Source organism: Corynebacterium argentoratense DSM 44202 (assembly GCF_000590555.1).
GTDB lineage: Bacteria > Actinomycetota > Actinomycetes > Mycobacteriales > Mycobacteriaceae > Corynebacterium > Corynebacterium argentoratense.
In genome coordinates, this window is sequence record NC_022198.1 from 1837271 (window position 1) to 1858760 (window position 21490).

22 protein-coding genes and 1 pseudogene are annotated in these 21490 nt (G+C 58.9%); 12 read left to right on the forward strand and 11 right to left on the reverse strand.

Going from position 1 to position 21490, the window contains the following annotated elements; all coding sequences use genetic code 11:
* Positions 1 to 29: 29 nt before the first annotated feature.
* Positions 30 to 200 (forward strand): hypothetical protein, encoded by a 171-nt coding sequence (locus tag CARG_RS10345; RefSeq protein WP_021012254.1) that lies wholly within the window; start codon positions 30 to 32, stop codon positions 198 to 200.
* A 97-nt stretch (positions 201 to 297) separates the two neighbouring features.
* The gene (locus CARG_RS08580) at positions 298 to 831 is read left to right on the forward strand and encodes a hypothetical protein (RefSeq protein WP_021012255.1); all 534 of its coding nucleotides are present in this window, start codon (positions 298 to 300) and stop codon (positions 829 to 831) included.
* Here the strand turns inward: CARG_RS08580 and CARG_RS08585 are convergent.
* From CARG_RS08585 to CARG_RS08595, 3 genes are read right to left on the reverse strand one after another with little or no spacing between them, the layout of a single operon-like run.
* On the reverse strand, positions 828 to 1970 hold the full coding sequence (locus tag CARG_RS08585; protein ID WP_021012256.1) for a glutamate--cysteine ligase: 1143 nt from the start codon (positions 1968 to 1970) through the stop codon (positions 828 to 830). The genes CARG_RS08580 and CARG_RS08585 overlap by 4 nt on opposite strands.
* Before the next feature lie 2 nt (positions 1971 to 1972).
* On the reverse strand, positions 1973 to 2593 hold the full coding sequence (locus CARG_RS08590) for a LytR C-terminal domain-containing protein (protein WP_021012257.1): 621 nt from the start codon (positions 2591 to 2593) through the stop codon (positions 1973 to 1975).
* Positions 2586 to 2828 carry a DUF3263 domain-containing protein gene (locus CARG_RS08595; RefSeq protein ID WP_021012258.1) on the reverse strand — a complete coding sequence of 81 codons (243 nt, stop codon included), beginning with the start codon at positions 2826 to 2828 and terminating at the stop codon, positions 2586 to 2588. Before CARG_RS08595 ends, CARG_RS08590 begins: the two co-directional genes overlap by 8 nt.
* A gap of 29 nt (positions 2829 to 2857) precedes the next feature.
* Here CARG_RS08595 and CARG_RS08600 point away from each other — a divergent pair, with 29 nt between their 5' ends.
* From CARG_RS08600 to CARG_RS08615, 4 genes are read left to right on the forward strand one after another with little or no spacing between them, the layout of a single operon-like run.
* Positions 2858 to 3430: a peptide deformylase gene (locus CARG_RS08600; protein ID WP_021012259.1), complete on the forward strand. Its 573-nt coding sequence runs from the start codon at positions 2858 to 2860 to the stop codon at positions 3428 to 3430.
* Between the two features lie 21 nt (positions 3431 to 3451).
* Positions 3452 to 4447: an N-acetylglutamate synthase, CG3035 family gene (locus tag CARG_RS08605; protein ID WP_021012260.1), complete on the forward strand. Its 996-nt coding sequence runs from the start codon at positions 3452 to 3454 to the stop codon at positions 4445 to 4447.
* A complete protein-coding gene (locus CARG_RS08610) occupies positions 4447 to 5307 on the forward strand; it encodes an exodeoxyribonuclease III (protein ID WP_021012261.1) in 861 nt (286 codons plus the stop codon). The genes CARG_RS08605 and CARG_RS08610 overlap by 1 nt, the downstream gene beginning before the upstream one ends.
* Before the next feature lie 38 nt (positions 5308 to 5345).
* Positions 5346 to 6800, forward strand: coding sequence for a phospholipase D-like domain-containing protein (locus tag CARG_RS08615; RefSeq protein ID WP_041747809.1), 1455 nt, complete (start codon positions 5346 to 5348; stop codon positions 6798 to 6800).
* A 50-nt stretch (positions 6801 to 6850) separates the two neighbouring features.
* Here CARG_RS08615 and CARG_RS08620 read toward each other — a convergent pair whose 3' ends face one another.
* Positions 6851 to 7606, reverse strand: a complete 756-nt coding sequence (locus tag CARG_RS08620; RefSeq protein WP_021012263.1) for an ABC transporter permease — start codon at positions 7604 to 7606, stop codon at positions 6851 to 6853.
* Positions 7606 to 8532, reverse strand: a complete 927-nt coding sequence (locus CARG_RS08625; protein ID WP_021012264.1) for an ABC transporter ATP-binding protein — start codon at positions 8530 to 8532, stop codon at positions 7606 to 7608. Before CARG_RS08625 ends, CARG_RS08620 begins: the two co-directional genes overlap by 1 nt.
* Between CARG_RS08625 and CARG_RS08630 the strand changes: the two genes are divergently transcribed.
* From CARG_RS08630 to CARG_RS08640, 3 genes are read left to right on the forward strand one after another with little or no spacing between them, the layout of a single operon-like run.
* Positions 8531 to 9769 carry a hypothetical protein gene (locus CARG_RS08630; RefSeq protein ID WP_021012265.1) on the forward strand — a complete coding sequence of 413 codons (1239 nt, stop codon included), beginning with the start codon at positions 8531 to 8533 and terminating at the stop codon, positions 9767 to 9769. The two genes, CARG_RS08625 and CARG_RS08630, sit on opposite strands and share 2 nt — an antisense overlap.
* Complete coding sequence (locus CARG_RS08635; RefSeq protein ID WP_021012266.1) at positions 9766 to 11979, forward strand: serine/threonine protein kinase; 2214 nt, start codon at positions 9766 to 9768, stop codon at positions 11977 to 11979. The genes CARG_RS08630 and CARG_RS08635 overlap by 4 nt, the downstream gene beginning before the upstream one ends.
* 11 nt (positions 11980 to 11990) lie before the next feature.
* Positions 11991 to 12533 (forward strand): hypothetical protein, encoded by a 543-nt coding sequence (locus CARG_RS08640; RefSeq protein WP_021012267.1) that lies wholly within the window; start codon positions 11991 to 11993, stop codon positions 12531 to 12533.
* Here the strand turns inward: CARG_RS08640 and CARG_RS08645 are convergent.
* Positions 12503 to 13705, reverse strand: coding sequence for an acetate kinase (locus CARG_RS08645; protein WP_021012268.1), 1203 nt, complete (start codon positions 13703 to 13705; stop codon positions 12503 to 12505). The genes CARG_RS08640 and CARG_RS08645 overlap by 31 nt on opposite strands.
* Positions 13706 to 15115 (reverse strand): phosphate acetyltransferase, encoded by a 1410-nt coding sequence (pta, locus tag CARG_RS08650; protein WP_021012269.1) that lies wholly within the window; start codon positions 15113 to 15115, stop codon positions 13706 to 13708. It abuts the gene before it with no gap.
* A gap of 110 nt (positions 15116 to 15225) precedes the next feature.
* Here pta and CARG_RS08655 point away from each other — a divergent pair, with 110 nt between their 5' ends.
* Positions 15226 to 16584, forward strand: a complete 1359-nt coding sequence (locus CARG_RS08655; RefSeq protein ID WP_041747131.1) for an FAD-dependent oxidoreductase — start codon at positions 15226 to 15228, stop codon at positions 16582 to 16584.
* Positions 16585 to 16679: 95 nt separating this feature from the next.
* Here CARG_RS08655 and purT read toward each other — a convergent pair whose 3' ends face one another.
* The gene (purT, locus tag CARG_RS08660) at positions 16680 to 17888 is read right to left on the reverse strand and encodes a formate-dependent phosphoribosylglycinamide formyltransferase (protein WP_041747133.1); all 1209 of its coding nucleotides are present in this window, start codon (positions 17886 to 17888) and stop codon (positions 16680 to 16682) included.
* 87 nt (positions 17889 to 17975) lie between these two features.
* Between purT and CARG_RS09930 the strand changes: the two are divergent.
* Positions 17976 to 18104 (forward strand): annotated as a pseudogene (locus tag CARG_RS09930) (hypothetical protein); the annotation flags it as partial.
* Positions 18105 to 18113: 9 nt separating this feature from the next.
* The gene (locus CARG_RS08665) at positions 18114 to 18614 is read left to right on the forward strand and encodes a phosphoribosyltransferase (RefSeq protein ID WP_021012272.1); all 501 of its coding nucleotides are present in this window, start codon (positions 18114 to 18116) and stop codon (positions 18612 to 18614) included.
* Positions 18615 to 18752: 138 nt separating this feature from the next.
* On the opposite strand, the gene CARG_RS08670 is transcribed toward CARG_RS08665, so the two are convergent.
* The 3 genes from CARG_RS08670 to CARG_RS08680 all read right to left on the reverse strand — a co-directional run bounded on the left by CARG_RS08670 (position 18753) and on the right by CARG_RS08680 (position 21452).
* A complete protein-coding gene (locus tag CARG_RS08670; RefSeq protein ID WP_021012273.1) occupies positions 18753 to 18938 on the reverse strand; it encodes a hypothetical protein in 186 nt (61 codons plus the stop codon).
* Between the two features lie 105 nt (positions 18939 to 19043).
* Entirely contained in the window at positions 19044 to 20630 is a 1587-nt protein-coding gene (locus CARG_RS08675) for a peptide ABC transporter substrate-binding protein (RefSeq protein ID WP_021012274.1), read from the reverse strand.
* 57 nt (positions 20631 to 20687) lie between these two features.
* Positions 20688 to 21452 (reverse strand): hypothetical protein, encoded by a 765-nt coding sequence (locus CARG_RS08680; protein WP_021012275.1) that lies wholly within the window; start codon positions 21450 to 21452, stop codon positions 20688 to 20690.
* Between the last annotated feature and the right edge of the window lie 38 nt (positions 21453 to 21490).

Below are 21490 nucleotides of genomic sequence, written 5' to 3' on the forward strand. Positions count from 1 at the left end.
TATTAGTGAGCACCATTACATTGGTCGTCATGACTTTCGCACTGAACGCTTCCGGCATTGCAGCCCCCGCAGCGGGCTCCAATGCCGTTCAGGCCATTCAGTGCCCCCTTAAAGCGATTAAGGCCCCTGTAGCCCTAGCCGCCCTAGCCGCAGTAGCGGAGCTACGAGTGCTCAAGGCCATGTGCCCCGGTGAGGTTTAAAGACTGACTCCTCACACGGGGAATGGCCGTTAATCACCCAGGCAGCCCGAGTCAGTCACACTCACCAAAACCAAGACTCGCTTTAAGGACACTCCCCGTGAATACCTCAACCATCACCCGCACCCACACCACCCACACCACCTTCACCTCCACCCTGGGCACCACTACTCAGCCCACCCACTCACCCCAACCCTGCACCCGCAGCGAAGAATCCGACCCCTTCTTTGAACGCTTCGGCCAACAACTGCCCCGCGGTCTGCGCGAAGAAGCACAGGGCATGAGCTGGCAGGAGTTCATCGGCACCTACGGCCGCATCGACACCCACCACATCCGACACCTCTCCCAAGAAAAGATCGGCCTGGGCACCTTCCGCTTTGAAGCTGACATCGACGGCACCCACCGCGAAATCGTCGCCACCGGCCCGATCAACGCATGCACCAACCTGCTGTCCGACATGGGTCGACGCATCGAGATCCTGAACTTCCACCAGTACCGCGTCTTCGAAGGCACCGTCACCTTCATCCGCGCAACCAACAATCGCGAAACCTGCTGGGCTGTCGGTTTTGGCCCAAGCCAGGAACTGTCTGCAGCATCCGTCATGAGCGCTGCTAGCTGCCGACTCTACGGCTAGCAGCTGGCGCGCAGCACCTGGGAGGTGTCCAGGACGGCAGCCTTCCAGGAATCAGCACGACGTTGAGCAACATAGCCGGGCTCAATAGACAACACGCGTTCTAAAGCCTGCGCACACCCGAGCTCATTGGCTACTGGCCGCAGCATCTCAACGAGCGCGGTGAGATCCTCGCGCACATCGACCTCACGCACGTCACGGTCCGCAATCACGAGTGCATCCAAACCATAGCGAGCAGCACGCCACTTGTTTTCTGCATTATGCCAATGGGGCAGGCTGGGCAGCACACCAAAAAGTTCCTCATCGCTGACATCCGGCCCGTGGGCGTCGATGTACTCACCCAGCCGCTTGTCGTAAAACACAACCAGAGCGTGAATGAGTGCCGCAATCGACTCGACGTCATCAAGCGACGCAGGAGCATCACACACACGGACCTCGACCGTGCCATATTCCACCGCGGGACGAATATCGAAATGCATCGACCCCGTATGACTAGTCACGCCAGAGCGCCCCTGCTGCTCCATATAGTCCTCGTACTCCGCCCAGGAGCGAAAGGTATAGGGTATATCGGCGGTCGGCAACTGCTGGTACAACATCGTACGATTCGACGCATAGCCAGTATCCACACCATTCCATGCCGGACTACTAGCGGACAGCGCCAGAAGGTGCGGAAACTTCACCATCAGCGCGTTAATAATCGGCCACACCCGGCGCTGCTCACTCACACCCACATGGACGTGCAGGCCCCAAATAAGCATCTGCCGGCCCCAAAACTGCGTGCGCTCAATGATCTCCGAATACGTGCCCTTGTCGGAGACTTCTTGGTCCTCCCACTGGGCAAAAGGATGGCTACCAGCACTCCACACGGCAAGGCCCTCGCCCTCAGCGGCCTCAGCCACCGCGCGAACACCGCCACGGATCTGCTTCATAGCCTGCGGGATCGTGTCGCACACACCGGTGACGACCTCAACGGTGTTGGCCAAAAACTCGCGTTCCAGGCGGGGCACTTCTGCTTCACATTTAGCCAACATCGGTGACGCCGCGTCAATCACCGCCTGCGCACGATTGACTAACTGTCCCTCGGAGTCAATCAACGCAAGTTCGTATTCAATACCCACAGTGGGACCCGAGCCAGGAAACATTTTTAGCCTAAGTCTTGAGTGACGATCACCAGCACACCAGGCAACTCAAGCATGGGGCCGGTCTTTTCCTGCACACCAACGTGCAGTTGCTGGGCCAAAGCCCTAGCGTTGACCTCTTCAGTGGTGTTACCGGGGGTGTAGAACACAGCAGATTGGGGCAGGATCTCGTCAGCAAAATTGCCAACGTTCGCCACGTTCCACTCGCCCAAACCCTCGCTCACGCGGGCAGCCAAACCGGGCACATCTGAGTTGTTGAGGACCTGCACCTCGACCTTCTTATCGGCCACTGCAGCAGGTGCGGACGCACCAGGCTTGTCCTTGTCTTTGTCCTTATCTTTATCAGCAGGCTGCGCCCCATCAGAGGAAGAAGGTTTCGCACCGCTTTCAACCTGCGGCTTATCCGCCTCATCCGATGTAGCGCCGGCATCCTTGGAGGCCGACTGTGAGGACTGTGCCGCAGTCCCCGCGGCGTCATCATGAGAAGAATTGAACTTCGCGAAAAACGCCCAACAACCCAGCAGCACCGCCACTGCCAGCAAAATCATCACGATTCCGCGAATAGGCGCACGATCAGGTTCGTCTTGCGCTACCGACTGCGCTGCTGCGGGGATCTCATTACTCATGGGCACTATCGTAGCGGTCGCGGGCCCGCCGATCACGAATGCGCGCGAGCCTACCCATCAACAATGGGTGCGCCTCCCATGCATCTGGGCAATCAACCAGCTGGTTGAGCCGCTGATAATAACGCACCGGGCTGATACCGAACCTGCGCACAATGAGCTCTTCCTTCGCACCCGGGTTGCGTACACCCGCCTGCTGTTCAAAGGCCAATAGTTCGGCATCGCGTTCGCTGAGCATGCAATGAATACTATGGAATACTTATCCGCATGACTATTCGCGCGATCGTTATCAATGGTGACCCGGTGCTCCACACCCCTACTGCCCCGGTGGAGCGTTTCGATGACGAACTACGCCAACTGGTCGACGACATGTTCGACACCATGGATCGCGCCCACGGCGTGGGTTTGGCGGCCAACCAGATTGGCGTCGGTCTGCGGGTGTTCGTCTTCGACTGCCCCACGGACCTGGACGATCCTTCAGCACCTAACCTCCGCGGCGTCGTTATTAATCCCAAGCTGGAGGTCAATGGTGAACCCGAAAAGGATGAAGAAGGCTGTTTGTCGCTGCCCGGCGCGTCCTTCCCCACCGAGCGTATGTCGTGGGCTCGCGTCACGGGTGTTGACGTCGCGGGGGAACCTGTGGCCTATGAGGGTTCCGGTTTTTTCGCCCGCTGTTTGCAGCATGAGTGTGGGCACTTGGATGGTTTTGTCTACACCGATGTGTTGAAGGGTCGGTGGAAGAAGGCTGCGGCGAAGGCAATTCGTCGCGAGGGGTGGACGGATGCTGGCCTGACGTGGATGCCTGGGGTGGATCCGGATCCCTTTGGTCACGAAGACTAGACGAGGGATAAGACAAACACCGTGCGCCAGTATGTTGTGCAAACCCCGAGTGTTGGGGATCGCGTTATTGTTCGACGTCAGTTGGGGGATGCGCAGGGCTATTTGACGGATGTCATTGGCCATGTGTTGAGTGTGGAGCCGTTGGTTGTGCGCCCGCAGTCGGTGGGTGGTTTGGAGTCGTCGGCTGAGGCTGTTGCTATTGATGAGGACAGTGTTGTGGCGTTGCGGGTGTTGCCTGCGCGTAGGGTGCGGAATTCTGACATCCGTGCTGTTGAGGTAGCGACGGCGAAAGCTTTCCCTGGTTTGGAGCATGTGTGGTGTGGGGGTTGGTTGCTGCGTGCTGGGGATGGGATTACGGAGCGGAGTAACTCCGCAGCCCCCTTGGGGCATTCTGCGGGTTTCGAACCGGTACCCGTGGAAGAGATCGTTGATTTTTATGCGCGCCATTCGATGACGCCGCGGATCATGCTGCCGGATCGTATTGGTCGGCCTGCGGAGTCTTTGTGTGTGCCTCCGCGGTGGCGGCGGGGGTCGGAGATCAGCGTGATGGTGAAGGACCTCGAGGCTGCTCAGCCACCTCAGCTGGAGGGTGTGGAGTTTCGTTGTGATGAGCAGCCGGATGAGGAGTGGATGGGTTTGTACCACTTCCGGGGTAAGCCTTTGCCTGCGCATGCGTTGGAGTTGTTGCGTCATCAGATTGATGGCGTGATGGGCTTTGGCCGTTTGCTCATTGGGGGGAGGACGGTTGCGATTACTCGAGGCACAGTGACGTCGTCGGATGATGGATGCACGTGGTTGGGTTTTTCTGCGGTGGAGGTCGCGGAGGGTTTTAGGCGGCGCGGTTTGGGGACTCATTTGTGTTCGCAGATGTTGGCGTGGGGCCATACTCAGGGCGCCGGGAGCTCGTATTTGCAGGTTATTAGCAGTAATGTGGCGGGTATTGGACTGTATGATGCTTTGGGTTTTTATGAGCATCATCGGCATCGTTATGCAGAGCTTGTGGTTGGTGGTGCGTAGTGGGTTTCCGGGTTGCGACGTGGAATATTAATTCGATTCGTTCCAGGGTGGATCGGGTTGTTGCTTTGTTGGAGCGCCACGATATTGATGTGTTGTTGTTGCAGGAGACGAAGTGCCCGCCGGACGCTTTTCCTTTTGAGGCTTTTTTTGAACGTGGTTATGACGTCGCGCATAACGGTGTGAATCAGTGGAATGGGGTGGCCATTGTGTCTCGGGTGGGTATTGATCATGACAGCGTTCGGATGTCTTTTGCTGGCCAGCCTGGTTTCGCTAAGGATCCGGCGGCGGAGCAGTCACTGGAGCCTCGGGCCGTGTTTGCGCAGTGTGGTGGGGTGGATTGTTGGTCGCTGTATGTACCTAATGGGCGTAGCTTGAAGGATCGTCATTTCGATTACAAGATTGCCTGGTTGAAGGCTTTTGCCGAGCAGGTGTCTTCGTCGGGGTTGACGGTTGTGGGTGGGGATTTTAATGTGGCGCCTTTGGATGAGGACGTCTGGGATATTGCTTATTTTTCGGGTTCGACGCATGTGTCTGAGACCGAGCGCGCCGCGTTAGATTTATTTGATGACGCCGGGTTGGTTGAGGTCACGCGTCCGCTGACGGGCCCAGGTTTTACGTATTGGGATTATACTCAGGGCCGTTTTGCTAAGAACGAGGGCATGCGTATTGATTTTCAGTTTGCTAGCCCGGATCTTGCGTCCCATGCGCGGGCTGCGCTGATTGATGTGGAGGAACGTTCTGCGGAGCGCACATCGGATCATGCGCCGGTCGTTGTGGATTACGATCTTGAGCCCTCACGCGAGTGGATGCTTGCTCCCGAAGACTGCCCGCAGCGCGAGCAGGAAGACTGCGCCTCGTGATACATACTTTCGCTTCGGTGGTTCCTTTTGATTCTTCGCTGAGCACGTGGCAGTGGGTGGCGTTGTTTATCGAATATACGATCAAGATTGTTGCGATCGGTTGGGTGCCGGCTGGCCGCAAGCCTAGTTCTTCTAGCGCCTGGCTGTTGGCGATTTTGTTGATTCCTTTGATTGGTCTGCCGCTGTTTTTGCTGATGGGCAGCCCTTATATCAATGGTCGTCGCCACCGTATTCAGCGGGAAGCTAATGAGGTCATTCAGGATGTGCAGGCGGATTTGCCTGATGTTCCTGCACCGGTGAGCCCAGAGCTTGCGTCGATCATTCATCTCAATCGGGTGCTTACTGGCATGCCTGCCGTGGTGGGTTGGAACCAGGGCCTGCATTCTGATTATGAGCAGTCGATCCAGGCTATGGCTGATGCGGTGGATGCGGCCGAGAACTATGTTTATGTGGAGATCTACATCGTGGCGTGGGATCACACCACGGACGTGTTTTTCTCCGCTTTGCAGCGCGCGGCAGCCCGCGGCGTCGACGTCAGATTGTTGTTCGACCAGGTTGGCTCCTGGAAGTATCCGGGATACCGCAAGCTTGGCCGCAGGCTCACCCAGGCTGGGGTCAATTGGCGCATGATGCTTCCGCTGGCCCCATGGAAGTGGCGCTTCCGCCGGCCAGACCTACGCAACCACCGCAAACTGTTGATCGTTGACGGCCAGCGTGCGTTCATGGGCAGCCAGAACATGATCGATTCTTCCTACCTGCTGCGCAAGAATGTCAAAAAGGGTACCCACTGGGTTGATGTGATGGTGGAACTGGGCGGCCCAATCGTCAGCTCCTTGGAAATGGTGTTTGCCATGGACTGGTTAATGGAAACCGACGAGTTGGTAGAGATCGTACCTTCGGCCAACGACATTGCCTTGGATTCCTCCCCCGGAGCGAACATTCTGCAGTTGGTGCCCTCCGGCCCCGGTTATTCCACTGAACCGAACTTGAGGATGTTCGTGTCTTTGGTGCACCACACCAAGGAACGCTTGATCGTGTGCAGCCCCTATTTCATCCCCGATGAGTCCCTATTAGAGGCGATCACAACGGCGTGTTACCGCGGCGTCAGGATTGATTTGTTGGTCAATGAGCAATCGGACCAGTTTGTGGTGGGCCACGCCCAATCCAGCTATTACCAGTCGCTCCTCGAGGCTGGTGTGCATATTCACCTCTACCCCGCGCCGGCTGTGCTGCATTCAAAGTTCTTGGTGTGCGACCCTGGCCCCGATGCTATTGCGGTGATGGGCTCATCCAACATGGACATGCGTTCCTTCGGCCTCAACTACGAAATTTCGATGATGAACTCTTCGGGGGATTTGAAAAATCAGCTCACCGACCTGGCTAAACAATACATGGACGTGTCTAGGGAGCTGTCGTTGGAGGAGTGGAAGCAGCGGGGATTGTTCCGACGCTATGTGGACAATGCGATGCGCCTGACCTCCGCCCTTCAGTAGGGCGAAAGCCAGGCGCTCTTCCCGCAGAACACTGGGTGGGGCGACGCAGTTTAGACGTCGCGTTTGTTGATCAGCAGCATGCCCAGCAGCAGGATCACAAAGAAGACCACCACCGAGTACACCAGGGAGCCTGTGGTTTCCCACGGTGCGTCCGGAATGGGGGAATCGTTGATAAAGGCATTGAAGTTGGTGATGGGGCCGAAGCGTGTGAAGAATTTACCGATCTTCGGCAGCATGCTCAGCAAGCCTTCGAGCATGAGGTACCACACCAAAACGATGGAGATGGCGCCGGCACTTTGACGAACCAGCATCCCAACGCCCATGGCAAGGACGACCATCATGACTGCCGTCAGCGGCACCTTCCACAGCTGCTCCTGCACGGCGTCGAGACCAAATTCCAGCGCCGCACCGTACTCTGAGCCAAGCATCAGACGTCCGACAGCGAACACAACGACGGTTGCTAGGAAAGACAACACCGCGGCATAGGTGGCGTAGAGGAACAGCTTGGCTGCCAGGACTTTCCACCGTTGGGGTGTGGCTGTGTATGTCACGGTGTGAACACCGTAGCGGTATTCGGTGGTGACCACCATGACCGCTTGGATGATGATGACGACTATGGCTACGGCGGTCATGCCCAGCAGCATGTTCGACGGGGTAAAGCCCAGCGCGGCCCCGGGTGCATCCTTGTCAGTCATCGTGATTTGGATGAGGGGGAATACGAAGGAGAAGAACAAAAACAGGCTGGTTGTCCACCACAGTGAGGCCGTGGTGTGCAGCTTTGTCCATTCGGCTCGAAGTGTACGCATTAATGCTCTCCTTGGTACTGGACGGAATCGCTCGTGGATGCCATGAAAGCCTCTTCGAGACTGGCGCGTTGGGTGCTTAGCTCGGCTAGGGGGATGCCCACGGAGAAGGCGAGTCCGCCGACGTCTTCACCGCTGCTGCCGTTCACCACGAGGGTGTGCCGGCCTTCCTCATCCTGGCCGCGGGTGAAGCTGAATTGCTCATCTTCAAAGGCGCTGGCCAGTGGTTCGAGGTGCTCGGGTTCGCGAGGGCGAACAACCACCGAGGAGTGCGCACTGTTTTTAATAAATTCGTACGTTGACTGCTGTGCGATGAGCTTGCCACGGCCGATGACCACTAGCTCATCGGCTGTCAGTGCCATTTCGCTGAGCATGTGGGAGCTGACAAAAATGGTGCGGCCTTCGCTGGCGAGGGTCTTGAGGAAGTTCCGCACCCACAGGATACCTTCCGGGTCGAGGCCATTGACGGGTTCGTCCAACATGAGCACCTCGGGATCCCCCAAGAGTGCTTGGGCAAGCCCCAGGCGCTGGCCCATGCCGAGTGAAAACCCGCCGACGTGTTTTTTGGCTACCTCCTCCAAGCCGACGAGGCCGAGAACCTCATCGACGCGGCTGGTGGGTATGCCTGCGGAGTGAGCGATCCATCGCAGGTGGTTGCGCGCGCTGCGGTTGGGGTGCACTGCCTTCGCGTCCAGCAGCGCACCTACGGTGTGCAGGGGGTTGCTGAGTTTGTTGTAGGGCACGCCGTTGATTGTTGCGGTACCGGAATTGGGCCGGTCAAGCCCGAGAATCATGCGCATGGTGGTTGATTTTCCGGCGCCGTTGGGCCCGAGGAATCCTGTGACGATCCCTGGCCTGACGTGGAAGCTCAGGTCATCGACGGCGCGGGTGGCGCGGTAAGTTTTCGTAAGCCCTTCGACTTCAATCATGACATTTACCTTATATGATGGTGTGATGCTGGACTTTTGGCGGCGCCGCCTGCGAGGGCTTCGTTTCTTAGCGACCTCGCTTGGCTTGATGATGCTGGTCACCGTGGTTGTCACGGTGGGAATTCTGGCTGCCGGCGTGTCCATGGCGAATACATCGGATGCGCGGCGTCATGACATGGGGGTTTTGATTTCAACAACAGAGCCCACGGCATTTTCTGCCCACCGTTTGTATTCGTCCTTGTCGGTGGCCGATATGTCAGCCACCACCGCATTTGTTGGTGAGGATGCTGCGGATTATGACGTCGCGTTGCGTCACGCTGTGGAGGCAGCCACTGATGTTGCAGGTGGTTTGGACACCCAGGATCCGGACGACGCGAAGACGATGGCGTTGGTGCAGGAGGTTCAGCAGCAGCTGCCGGTGTATTCGGCGATGGTTGCCAGAGCGCAGGCTCTGGGTGATACCGCGGAAATGTCGGATGCGACTGCGTTGATGCGTACCACCATTCTTCCCACTGCGGAGGCTTTGTTTGTGCGCACCAACCGTAAGGTCTCTGATGATCAGGCGGCGTTGACGCACCCCCAGTGGGTGCCGATTTCTGGTTTGGTTGTTGCCGTGGGCATGTTGCTTTTGGCCCAGGTTTTCTTGGCATGGCGCACTAATCGCCGGCTCAATAAGGGTTTTGCGGCGGCGACGGTCATGATGACGACCGCTTTGTTGTGGGTGGGTGTGTCCAATTGGATGACGTTTAATGCTGGCGTGAAGGGTTTCGAGGAGGCCTCTGACCCGTTGAAGGCTTTGACCAACGCCAGGGTGTACGCCCAGCAGGCCCGCACCGATGAGACCCTCGGTTTGGTGGTCGATAAGCGCACCACGGTCGACACCTTTACATACGATATGCAGCGTATTTCCTACGCTTTGGATGTATATGCGCGTTCCGACTTGGCGGAAACACCGGCGAATGCTGAGCGGCTCGAGGCCGCTCGCTCGGCGGTGGAGCAGTGGAAGCAGGCTCACCCGTTGAAGCTCAGCGGCACTGCCGCCCAGGGCGCGGCCTACCAGTCGGTGGATGACAATGTTGCCGAGCTGATGCGCAATGCCCGCCAAGAACTGCGCAGTTATTTCAATGTTGGTTTTTCCGCCAGCCGGGTGGTCAGCGCGGTCGTGTTTGTGCTGTCGCTGGCATCAGTGTTGGCTCTGTGGTTGGGCATCAGGCCTCGTTTGCAGGAGTACCTATGACAGACAGCAACGTGACTCGATCGAACGCCGCGGACCCCACGCCTACTGCGGCTACGGCGGCTGTGCCCTTTGATCCTTTCGCCGACGATGACGACGAGCTCGATCAGCTGGTCAGTGGTTTAGACAATCACCGGGCTGCACTCAACACATTTAAACAGAGAAGAACGACGTCGCGTGCTGCGCGCCTGGTCGCAGACGGAATGGTGGAGTTGCCGTTCATTCCGCTGCAAGACCCGGAAGATGCTGTGGTCCAACCGGATCCGCGTTTTGAGCCGCCCGTGCTGAAGCCCGGCGATATTGTTGCGGGGCAGTACGTCATCCGCGGCGTCATCGCCCATGGCGGCATGGGGTGGGTGTACCTGGCTGTTGACCGCAACGTGTCCGAACGCTGGGTTGTGTTGAAGGGCATGTTGGATGGGGGCGCCCACATCGCACAAGCCGAGCGGGAGTTTTTGGCGGATATTACCCACCCAGAGATCGTCAAGATTTTTAACTTTGTCGATGATCCTCGGGTGCCTGGTGGCTTTATCGTCATGGAGTATGTGGGCGGGCCATCGTTGAAAGGTCGGCGTTTGGACGTTGATGTGGCCATCGGATACATCCTGGAGATCCTGCCCGCCCTTGAATACCTGCACAGCCGTGGGGTGGTGTACAACGACCTTAAGCCGGACAACATTATTGTCTCCGAAGACCAGGTGAAGTTGATTGACTTGGGTGCGGTGACCGGCATCGGCGCGTTTGGCTTCATCTACGGCACCAAGGGCTTCCAAGCACCAGAGGTAGCGAAGGAAGGCCCATCTGTCGCCTCGGATATTTACACCGTTGGCCGCACTCTTGCGGCTCTGACCTGTGGTTTGCCGGTAGTGGATGGGGCTTATGCCCCGGGAATCCCCTCCCCCACCGACGAGCCAATGCTGCGCCGCAACCTAGCTCTGTACCGCTTCCTGCTGCGCGCCACAGACCCCGATCCTTCGCGTCGATTTTCCACGATCAAGGAGCTCCGCAATCAGCTCTACGGAGTATTGCGTGAAATCCTCGCCCTGCGCGACGGCAAACACTTCCCGGCACAGTACTCGCTGTTTTCCCCTCAGCGTACGACCTTCGGCACCAAGCATGTGGTGTTCCGCACCGACCAATTAGTCGACGGTATCGCCCGCCGCGTCACTATCACCGCACCCGAGGTAGTCTCGGCCCTGCCCGTGCCGTTGATTGACCATAAGGACCCCGGCGCGCGACTGCTCAGCGGATCTTCCTACGCAGAACCCCAAGAAACACTCGAAGCGCTGCGCACAGCAATAGACTCCCAAGAATTTGCTGGGAGCGTCGAGATCCCGCTCGGTGTTGTGAGGACGCTGCTCGATCTCGGTTTTACGGTAGAAGCACAGCAGTGGCTGCAATCGCTGGAGTCACGGTTGGGTCGCGACTGGCGGCATCAATGGTATTCGGGAGTCACCAGCCTACTGCTTGAGGATTTTCCGGCCGCCCAGCGCTTCTTTGCAGAGGTGCTAACCATGCTGCCCGGAGAATCTGCGCCAAAGTTCGCCCTCGCCGCTGTCGACGAACTGATACTGTTAAGCGAAGAATCCTTGTTGTCGCCCGATATTCTGACCGCCGCCAGCATGGGCTCCATCGAAGAAGTCCCCTCTGAGGCTTTCGAATTTATGGACCCAACATGGGGGCATGTGACCGATGATCCGATGGCGCTTCGCTTCCACTCCATGCAGCTCTACGCAGTGGTGTGGGCAACCAACCCTACAACCGTGTCCTCGGCATTTGGGCTTGCACGCCAACTAATGGCAGAGGACCAAGTAGAAGCAGCGGTCGCAGCACTGGACCGCGTACCGCAGGCATCCAGGCACCAGCGCATGGCGAAACTCACCACCATCGTGCAATTGATCACCGGCACGGACGCGTCCGAATCCCGCATCCGGCGTGCAGCCCGCCGCTTGGAAGAAATTCCCACCAACGAACCACGCCTACTGCAACTGAAAATTGCAGTGATGTTCGCCGCACTCAACTGGTTGCGCACCACAGGTTTGGACGCAGCCGCCAGCAGTGGCGAACTGTTCGACGCCCCATTTACCCAACATGGACTACGTGAAGAGCTCGCCCATTCCCTGCGGTTGCTCGCAAGAAACGCCCCCTTCCCACGCCACCGCTACGCACTAGTCGACATGGCTAATGCTGTGCGACCACGAACATGGTTTTAAAATAGAAACCCATGAACCGTTTTTTGTGGGGTCTTCTAGGTTTCGCCGTCGTTGCCACCATCTGCGCAATCGGCGCGTTCGGCTTTGTTGTGTTTCAAAACAAGCCGGGCAGCACCGCCGACAAGGCATCTGCGACGATGACGACAACAGTGACATCCACGGCGTCATCAATCGCGCAAAAGCCAACACCCCAACAAACCACCAGCACCACAACGGCGCCGAAAAAAGATAGTGGCCGCCCCTCCAACCTGAGCGACCACGGATGGTCCGGATACCCCGGCGCCAGCTGCAACAGCAACGACACCTGGGTGTTCGCCGCTGAGGGCCACGGCAACTACATGACGATCTGCAGAGTCGGACAATCTGGTGGTTTGTACTACCGCGGCTACTTCGATGGCGGCAGCTGGGAAGCCGACGTCTCGTACTCCGACCTCGGGTCCTCTACTTTCGAGGTGCCCGCATACCCAGCCGTGTTCCACATTTCGCCCAACGGGTTAGCGGTAAGCGGGCCTGATCCTTTGTACTACGAGTTCGAAGCCAGCTTCACCGCATAGCGAGCAATCGCTAGCTCCTCATTGGTGGGGATCACGAAGACCTTCACCTGGGAATCATCAGTCGAGATCTCACGCGCGCCCTCATTGGGCAGGGCGTTGCGCTCTGGGTCGATCTTGATGCCGAAGCCCTCCAAATTCGACAGGGCATCCGCGCGCACATTGGCGGCATTCTCGCCCACACCAGCGGTGAAAGTAATGGCGTTAACCCTGCCCAACGCAATCATGTAGCTGCCGATATAACGGCGCAGTTGGTGAATATAGACGTTGTAGGCAAGCCAAGCGTCTTCGTTTTCTTCCGCAATCAGGCGCTCAATATCGCGGTAGTCATTAACCCCGCATAGACCCTTCACGCCGGACTCGCGGTTGAGCAGCTTATCGATCTCGTCGATACTCATGCCCGCGCTGCGGTGAAGGTGGAACACAATACCCGGGTCAATATCACCCGAGCGAGTGCCCATCACCAAACCAGACAGTGGGGTCATGCCCATCGATGTATCCACCGCGCGGCCACCACGGATCGCCGCCGCAGAGGCACCATTACCCAAGTGCAGGGTGATCTGGTTGACCGCCTCCGCCGGCATACCCAGCATCTCCGGCACATGGCTGGAAACATACTCGTGACTGGTGCCGTGGAAACCGTAACGGCGCACCCCATGGTTGATCGCGACGTCAGCGTTAATCGCATAGAGCGCTGCGGCAGGTGGCATCGAATGGAAGAAACCAGTATCGAACACAGCGACGTGGTCGACATCCGGCAAGATTCGGCGGGCGACCTCAATGCCATCAATGTTCGCTGGGTTGTGCAAAGGCGCGAGCGGGATAAGGTCGCGGATCATGTCCAGGATCTCATCGGTGATGATCTCTGGCTGGCTGAACAAAATACCGCCGTGCACCACACGGTGGCCGACCGCCGCGATTTCAACGTCGCGGGGGCCGCAGCCGTGCTCGTTCATCAACTCAAACGCAAGATCCAACCCGACGGAGTGGTCCGGGATCGGCGCCTGCTTGGTGTACTTATTCCCGTCGTACTTCAGGGTGATGTTGCCTTGAGGCTCGCCAATCTGCTCCACCAAACCCGACACAAACGGCGTATCGGTGGCATTGCAGGTGGGATCCACCAGCTGGAATTTGATCGAGCTTGAACCGGAGTTCAACACTAGGGCGAGTGCCATTTAGCGTCCACCTGCCTGAATAGCGGTGATCGCGACAGTGTTGACGATATCCGGCACAGTAGCGCCACGGGAGAGGTCATTGACTGGCTTATTCAAACCCTGCAGGATCGGCCCAATGGCCAGCGCGTGGCCGGTGCGCTGGGCGGTCTTGTAGCCGATGTTGCCGGCCTCCAAGTCGGGGAAGATAAACACGCTTGCTTGGCCCGCAACCTCGCTGCCGGGCATCTTCTTCGCCGCAACGCCCTTATCAACCGCGGCGTCAAACTGCAGTGGCCCATCGACCTTCAACTCTGGGTCAAGACCGCGGGCGATCTCCACAGCTTGCGCGGCACGGTCCACATCGGGGCCACTACCGGAGGTACCGGTGGAGTAGGACAACACGGCGACGCGCGGGTCGATACCGAACTTCGCTGCGGTCTGGGCGGACACCACAGCGATCTCGCCCAATTGTTCCGCGGTGGGGTTGGGGTTGACCGCACAGTCACCGAACGCCCACAGGCGGCCGCGCAGCACCATCAGGAAGATCGAGGACACGACGGAGGCACCGGGGGCGGTCTTGATGATCTGGAAGGAAGGCTTGATGGTGTGCGCGGTTGTGTGCGCGGCACCCGACACCATGCCATCAGCCAGGCCGTTGTGCACCATCATGGTGGCGTAGTAGGAAATATCCCGCATGGTTTCGCGGGCTTCTTCCAGCGTCAGCCCCTTCGCCTTACGCATCTCGGCGAATTGCTGGGCAAATTCCTCCCGCTGAGGGTCGGTCTCTGGGTCCTTCAGGTGCGCGCGGCTAAGGTCGACACCCAGCTCTGCGGCACGCGCCTCAATGGCTTGAGGATCACCCAAGATCGTCAGCTCACAAATATCCTGTGCGAGCAGTTGTGACGCCGCGGTCAAAATGCGGTCATCATCGCCTTCCGGCAGCACGATGTGCGCGCGGTGCTGGGCGGCCTCTTTAAGCAACCAGTGCTCGAAGGTCACAGCATTCATCACCACGTCAGCCGGGGTGCGCGTGAGTTCCGTGATGCGCTCGAGCGTCGCGGCGTCATCAAGATTGTCGAGCTCTGCGGCAGTCACGTGACCTGCGATCACCGCGCCCAGATCTTCCGCGTGCTCGTAGGACAAGGCCACGCGGGCGTCGATGTCCTCTGCAACCAACAGCAGCAGGGGAACGCCCAGTGCTGCGGCTGCTTTGGCGTCGAAGTCCAGAGAGCCAGTGCCTTGCAAAAGGGAGGGCTCGCTCAGGGGCTCCGCAGCGATCACCGCGGCCAAAGAGTTGACCTCGCCCGCGACGAGTGATTTGTGTGTGAGGCCCAACGCCCGGGCAAGGCCCGCGACGTCCACCCCCTTGCACGTGCGTCCGATCGACGTGAAGATCACGGAGTTAGCGCTCAAGGTTGGTCCTTCCATCATGTGCGGCCGCTCGCCACGCAGGGCTTTTGTGATACATCGAACAAGTTTAGCTGTTTGGTGCCTGCGTGTGTAAGCATTGAGAGCAAACCCTATCTTTTAAACCATAAGGAATGTCTGTGCGTCCATTGCGTGTTGCTGTCATCGGTTCCGGCCCAGCCGGGATTTACGCCTCCGACCTTTTGATGAAGTCCGACCGCGACGTCCGCGTCGATCTTTTTGAGCGTATGCCCGCTCCCTTCGGTCTGATTCGCTACGGAGTCGCCCCCGACCACCCCCGAATTAAGGGTATTGTCAACGCGCTGTACAAGGTGATGGAAAAGCCCGAACTTCGCCTACTCGGCAACGTTGATGTCGGCAAGGACGTCACCGTCTCTGAGCTGCAGCAATTCTACGATGCTGTCGTGTTCGCCACCGGTGCGACCGCCGACCGCGACCTCAATATTCCCGGTATTGACCTAGAGGGCAGCCACGGCGCCGCAGAATTCGTTGGCTTCTACGACGGCAACCCCGAATTCCCCCGCACCTGGGACCTGTCTGCGGAAAAGGTTGCTGTGATCGGCGTGGGCAACGTGGGTCTTGACGTCGCGCGCGTCCTCGCCAAAACCGGTGAGGAACTGCACGTCACGGAGATCCCGGACAACGTGTACGAAACGCTGAAGAATAACAAGGCCACCGAGGTGCACGTCTTCGGCCGTCGCGGCCCCGCCCAGGCGAAATTCACCCCGCTGGAGCTCAAGGAGCTCGACCACTCCCCCACCATTGAAGTTGTGGTCAATCCCGAAGACATCGACTACGACGAGGCCTCCGAGGCAGCCCGGCGCGAATCCAAGTCCCAGGACCTGGTGTGCCAGACCCTCGAGCAGTACGCTATCCGCGACCCCAAGGGCGCGCCGCACAAGCTGTTCATTCACTTCTTCGAATCCCCGGTGGAGGTCATTGGGGAAGACGGTAAGGTTGCCGGCTTGAAGACCGAGCGTATGCAGCTAGACGGCAAGGGTGGTGTCGTCGGTACCGGCGAGTTCAACACCTGGCCTGTGCAGGCGATTTACCGCGCTGTCGGTTACCGTTCCGATGCCGTGAACGATGTGCCTTTTGACGATCGTGCCGCCGTTATTCCCAACGATGGCGGGCATGTGCTTGACGGTGTTGACGGCTCCCCGATCGCTGGCCTGTACACCACTGGCTGGATCAAGCGCGGCCCCGTTGGCCTGATTGGCAACACTAAGGGTGATGCGAAGGAAACCATCGAGATGTTGCTTGCCGATGACGCCGCGGGCAACCTGCCCACTCCTGCACAGCCCGAGTTGGATGCCGTGATCGGTTTCCTCGAGGGCAAGGGCATCGAGTACACCACCTGGGAGGGGTGGCACAAGCTTGACGCCGTCGAGCGTGAGCGCGGCGAGGCTGAGGGCCGCGAGCGCAAGAAGGTCGTCGAGTGGGAAGAGATGGTGCGCCACAGCCGCAGCTAATCGCCGCGCACCCTCGCACCGGATAGACGTTTAAGGACGATGGGGCTGCCCTATGCCGGGCAGCCCCATCGTCCTTTTTGCAAAGCTTTTTGCTCTTAGGTCTTTACCGGAGTGACTGCCGCGGCGGCGCGGGTCGCCCGCGTCCGAGCAGTGTCGATGTCTTCTGCGGTAGCTAGTGCCACGCCCATTCTGCGGCGCACGTGGGCTTCTGGCTTGCCGAACAGGCGCACCTCCGACTCTGGAATCGATAGGGCCTCAGCGACACCCTCGTAACCAATATGCTTGGCCTCCATGCCGCCGTAGATAACAGCGGATGCACCTGGTGAGGTGACGGTGACATCAATCGGCAAGCCCAGGATTGCTCGGGCATGCAGCTCGAACTCGCTAAAGCGCTGTGAGCACATCGTGACCATGCCGGTGTCGTGAGGACGCGGCGAGACTTCAGAGAAGTAGACCTCGTCACCAGAAATAAACAGCTCCACACCGAACACACCACGGCCGCCCAGGGCGCGCGTAATGCGCGCCGCAACGCTACGAGCGTTGTCCAAGGCTTCTTCACTCATCGGCATGGGCTGCCAGCTTTCAACGTAATCGCCGCTGTCCTGCCTGTGGCCGATGGGTTCACAGAACCAGGTGGCGGCCTCCCCGCTGACGGGATCAATGGAACGCACAGTGAGCAACGTGATTTCGTAATCAAATTCCACAAAGCCTTCGACAATCACCCGGCTTGCGCTCACGCGGCCGCCAGCGATCGCATACTCCCAGGCCGACGCGACGTCATCGGTGTTTTTGATGACGGATTGCCCCTTGCCGGAGGAGCTCATCACCGGTTTGACCACGCAGGGCATACCAATGGTTTCCACCGCTTGCTCGAACTCTTCAAAGGTGTCAGCAAAAGCATAATTACTGGTGGGAAGGCCGAGTTCTTCGGCTGCGAGCCTGCGGATACCCTCGCGGTTCATCGTCAACTGCGTTGCTTCCGCGGTCGGGATGACAGTGAAGGAGGCTTCCTCCAAATCACGCAACGCCTCGGTGGCGATTGCTTCAATCTCGGGGACAATGAAGTGCGGGCGGACTTTTTCCACCAGCGCCGTGACCTCTTCCGGATCCATCATGTCCAGGGTGTAAGCGAAATGGGCGATCTGGTGGGCAGGGGCATCCGAATAGCGATCCGCCGCATGCACCTCAACGCCAAGCCTTTGGAAAGCGATGGCCACCTCTTTGCCTAGCTCGCCGGAGCCCAGGAGCAACACCCGGGTTGCGGTTGGCGACAAAGGGGTACCGATCTTTCGAGGGGTAAACATGCACACAAGTCTAGACCAAATTTTGTAGACAGCTCGGTTCACTCTTATGCTTGCGGGGCACGTTGCTTCAGGGAATCCGGTGAGAATCCAGAACTCCTGTGGGTCAACCCAGACTGCGGCCTGAAAACCCGCGACTGGGAGGAAACACGGGCCTGCCTGCGCAACATGGTGGAGGCCGCGAACCGTATCCGTGAGACTATTCCCGCAACGGGGTAGGATTTCACCATGGCTTACCACGCGGACTCATCAGACCTTGAAGTTAAAGAAATCCTCACGTGGGAGGGCTTCGGTGTTGCCTCCCGTGAGCTCGCCCAACAGATCGTCAACAGTGGTTTCGAACCGGACATCATCATCGCCGTTGCTCGCGGTGGCTTGCTGCCCGCAGGCGCATTGTCCTATGCAATGGGCGTGAAGCTCTCCGATGCCATCAACGTTGAGTTCTATACCGACGTTGAGGAAACCCTGCCTGATCCAGTTCTGTTGGAGCCTCTGCTGGATGTGGATTCGATCCGCAACAAGAAGCTTCTCGTGGTTGATGACGTCGCGGACTCCGGACGCACCCTGGCTCTCGTGCTGGATTTGCTGGCCAAGGAAGGCGCGGACTGCCGCTCCGCCGTGTTGTACGGTAAGTCTCGCTCCGAGATCTCCCCGGATTACGTGTGGAAGCGCACCGACGATTGGATCGTCTTCCCCTGGTCTGCTGAAAAGCCCGTCCAGGCACAGTAAGACTCAGGGGCGCGGAGGGCTTGTCGACGTGAGCGATTATGAGCCCGCTGGAGCCCGCATAAGCGGACTCCAGCGCAGGCGAGTGTAGCGAACGGCGATAAGCCGCTCCGCGCCCCTTACACTTATGTCTTGGGGTTGTTAGGCCGATGTCCAGTTACGGACGTATGCGAATACGCTCGGCCAGTCGAGTTTCTTCACCGCGAAGTTCACGCCAGCGAGGTAGATGGCCGCGGCGATCCCAAGGCTGATCACGGCACCCAGTAGTATCGCTCCTGGGAAGGGGTTGATGAGCATCAGTGCGCTGCCGGGTAGCAGGGGATCCACGGTGCTGAGTCAGTCATGCCTATCACCATAGAGAAAAAGGAATAAGGAAAGCCCCGGGAACTCCACGAACAGGGGTGGCTCCCGGGGCTGGGCTCGCGTGTACTACTAGTCCTTGGTGATCTTGTAGTACAGCGGGAAGCTATTCCACGAGAAGACCACGTCGTGGACCTTGGTGGAGTAGCCTCCAGCGACCGCGCCGTACCACGTCGGGATCAACGGCATGTCGTCGAACAGGATTTCCTGCGACTTCAGGTAGCCCTTGTTGGCTTCCTCGACGGTCGGCTTGGAATTGGCGTCGGCCAACGCGGCGTCAAAGCGTTCGCTGTTGTATAGCTCGTCGTTGCCTGCGCCGCCGGTGCTGAACATCGGGGTGAGGAAGTTGTTTTGGCTCGGGTAGTCACCGAACCACCCGGTGCGGTAGATGCCTTCGATGGAGCCGCCCGCGACGTCAGAAATCATTGACTTGAAGTCGGGATAGGGGTTGAGGACGGCATCGACCTTGAGCTCGTTACGCAGCTGGTTGGCGATGGCTTCCATCCACGGGCGGTGGTCGGCATCGGCGTTGAAGGAAAGCTTCAGTTGACCCTCGTAGGGGCTGATGGCGTCAGCCTGCGCCCAGAGTTCACGTGCACGCTCGGGGTTGAATTCCAGGAATTCGTGGCCGGGGATGTCAGCAGAGTAGCCACTGTTGACGGCTGCTGTGAACTCGGTGGCGGGCTCGCGCACACCACCCAAAATCTTGTCGGAGATCTCCTTGCGGTCGAAAGCCATCGAGATGGCTTTGCGGCGCAGGCGGCCTTCCTCCGTGTTACCGAAGTGCGGGGAGTTGTAATTAATGCCAAGGTACTGGGCGACGCCTGCCGGCTGGGACTCACCGCGACCATCGAGGTCCTGTTTGAAGGTGTCGTAGAGGTTGGTGGGAATCTGGTCGAGGACGTCGAGGTTGTCGGCCTGCAAGTCCGCGTAGGCGGCTTCGAGCTTGGGGTACATGACGAACTTGATGCCGTCGTTGCGTGGCTTGAACTCGCCCGTGTAGTTCTCGTTCGGGACGATGGTCAGGGTGCTTTCGTGCTGCCAATCGGTGAGCTTGTAGGGGCCTGCGCCGATGGGGTTCTCACCGTAGGCTTTGATGTCTTCCAGCGCGGAGTCCGGCATGGGGAAGTACGCGTGGTAGGACAAGGCCAGCAGGAAGTCTGACTGGGGTTGGCCGAGCTCGATGGTGAAGTGGCGGTCGTCTTGGACGCTCAGTCCTTCGAGCTTCTCGACGCTATCTGCGTAACCCTTGATGGGTTTGAGGAACTTGGCGCTCACCAGGTCATTGGCGACTGCGAAGTTCCATGCGTCGACGAAGTTGTGGGAGGTCAGCGGCGAACCGTCGGAGAACTTGAGGCCGTCTTTGAGGGTGACATGGTAGGTGCGGTCACCTTCGAGGCTGATGTCCTCTGCGAGGTCATTGTGGGGGTCGCCTTTTTCATCGACGCTGACGAGGCCTGCGAAGATGCTTCGTACTACGCGGGTGCCGCAGATTTCGTTGGTGTCTGCGGGCACGAGTCCGCGTTTCGGTTCGCAGCCGTAGGCGGTGACGTAGTTGTGTCCGGTTGCGCCCTCGTCGGAGGTGTCGGTGGAGCATGCGCTCAAACCGATCAGGGCGAGTGCTGCAGTGCCAAGCGCTATGGCTTTAGCTCCATTCATGTTTGTACCTATCTATTCAATCAACATAGACCAAGCGGTCTAAAGTGTAGCAGTAATCTATCCACAATCACCAGGCCGCACAATCTGCAGATCACGCACGTGCCTATAAAAAGTCACCTTATCTACTTCTCTAGCCCGCGGCACCCCATCCACGCTGACAAGCAGCCCACTTCCCCCCGCCTGCACTGCCCTACCCGTCTTAATTGATGACGCCGCGTTACCCCTGCGCCCCACAGCCGTCGCCGCGATTCCCGGCGCCCCCATGAGCGGCACCAACCGCGCCACCGCCGGCGCATCGAAGAAGCGACGCTTCCGCACCTTCGACACCAACACCTGCGAATCAACCACCACTTCACCCACTGGCACCGCAATCTCCGCCTGGCCAGCAACAACCACCCCGGCGTCATCACGAATACACGGCGCGGGACGAACCGTACCTTCAAATGCCACCGACCACGGGTCAACAATGCCAAAGTTCACCGCCGCCGGACTGCGCACATCATCAGGCACCCACGCCACAGGCATCCACAAACTGTCGCGGCGCATCAGGCGCGTGAGGACGGCAGACAACGCGGCGTCAGACCCCACAACAACAATCCGCGGATCCCCCTGGACGTACTCAGCCTGCGGCGCCGGACCGGGTTCCCCCTGGTGCGGAGCCTCCGGACTGCGGAACATCTCGTCCAGAGAAGGCGTCGGATCCTCCGGTAATGCCTGCGCACAGTAGTCGTCAACCACCCGCAAGTCACGACGCCCCGGGACCGCAGGCAGGTCCACACTTTCCACAGGGCAGACAGCCTGGCCACAGCGCAAGATCAACATAGTAAGATAATGCACCGTCCGCAGTACGCACGCGAAAT

Coding starts and splice junctions, on each gene's coding strand:
- CARG_RS10345 (WP_021012254.1), top strand. CDS start 30: ATGACTTTCGCACTGAACGCTTCCGGCATTGCAGCCCCCGCAGCGGGC.
- CARG_RS08585 (WP_021012256.1), bottom strand. CDS start 1,970: ATGTTTCCTGGCTCGGGTCCCACTGTGGGTATTGAATACGAACTTGCG.
- CARG_RS08590 (WP_021012257.1), bottom strand. CDS start 2,593: ATGAGTAATGAGATCCCCGCAGCAGCGCAGTCGGTAGCGCAAGACGAA.
- CARG_RS08595 (WP_021012258.1), bottom strand. CDS start 2,828: ATGCTCAGCGAACGCGATGCCGAACTATTGGCCTTTGAACAGCAGGCG.
- CARG_RS08600 (WP_021012259.1), top strand. CDS start 2,858: ATGACTATTCGCGCGATCGTTATCAATGGTGACCCGGTGCTCCACACC.
- CARG_RS08620 (WP_021012263.1), bottom strand. CDS start 7,606: ATGCGTACACTTCGAGCCGAATGGACAAAGCTGCACACCACGGCCTCA.
- CARG_RS08630 (WP_021012265.1), top strand. CDS start 8,531: ATGACATTTACCTTATATGATGGTGTGATGCTGGACTTTTGGCGGCGC.
- CARG_RS08625 (WP_021012264.1), bottom strand. CDS start 8,532: ATGATTGAAGTCGAAGGGCTTACGAAAACTTACCGCGCCACCCGCGCC.
- CARG_RS08635 (WP_021012266.1), top strand. CDS start 9,766: ATGACAGACAGCAACGTGACTCGATCGAACGCCGCGGACCCCACGCCT.
- CARG_RS08640 (WP_021012267.1), top strand. CDS start 11,991: ATGAACCGTTTTTTGTGGGGTCTTCTAGGTTTCGCCGTCGTTGCCACC.
- CARG_RS08645 (WP_021012268.1), bottom strand. CDS start 13,705: ATGGCACTCGCCCTAGTGTTGAACTCCGGTTCAAGCTCGATCAAATTC.
- pta (WP_021012269.1), bottom strand. CDS start 15,115: ATGATGGAAGGACCAACCTTGAGCGCTAACTCCGTGATCTTCACGTCG.
- CARG_RS08655 (WP_041747131.1), top strand. CDS start 15,226: ATGTCTGTGCGTCCATTGCGTGTTGCTGTCATCGGTTCCGGCCCAGCC.
- purT (WP_041747133.1), bottom strand. CDS start 17,888: ATGTTTACCCCTCGAAAGATCGGTACCCCTTTGTCGCCAACCGCAACC.
- CARG_RS08665 (WP_021012272.1), top strand. CDS start 18,114: ATGGCTTACCACGCGGACTCATCAGACCTTGAAGTTAAAGAAATCCTC.
- CARG_RS08675 (WP_021012274.1), bottom strand. CDS start 20,630: ATGAATGGAGCTAAAGCCATAGCGCTTGGCACTGCAGCACTCGCCCTG.
- CARG_RS08680 (WP_021012275.1), bottom strand. CDS start 21,452: ATGTTGATCTTGCGCTGTGGCCAGGCTGTCTGCCCTGTGGAAAGTGTG.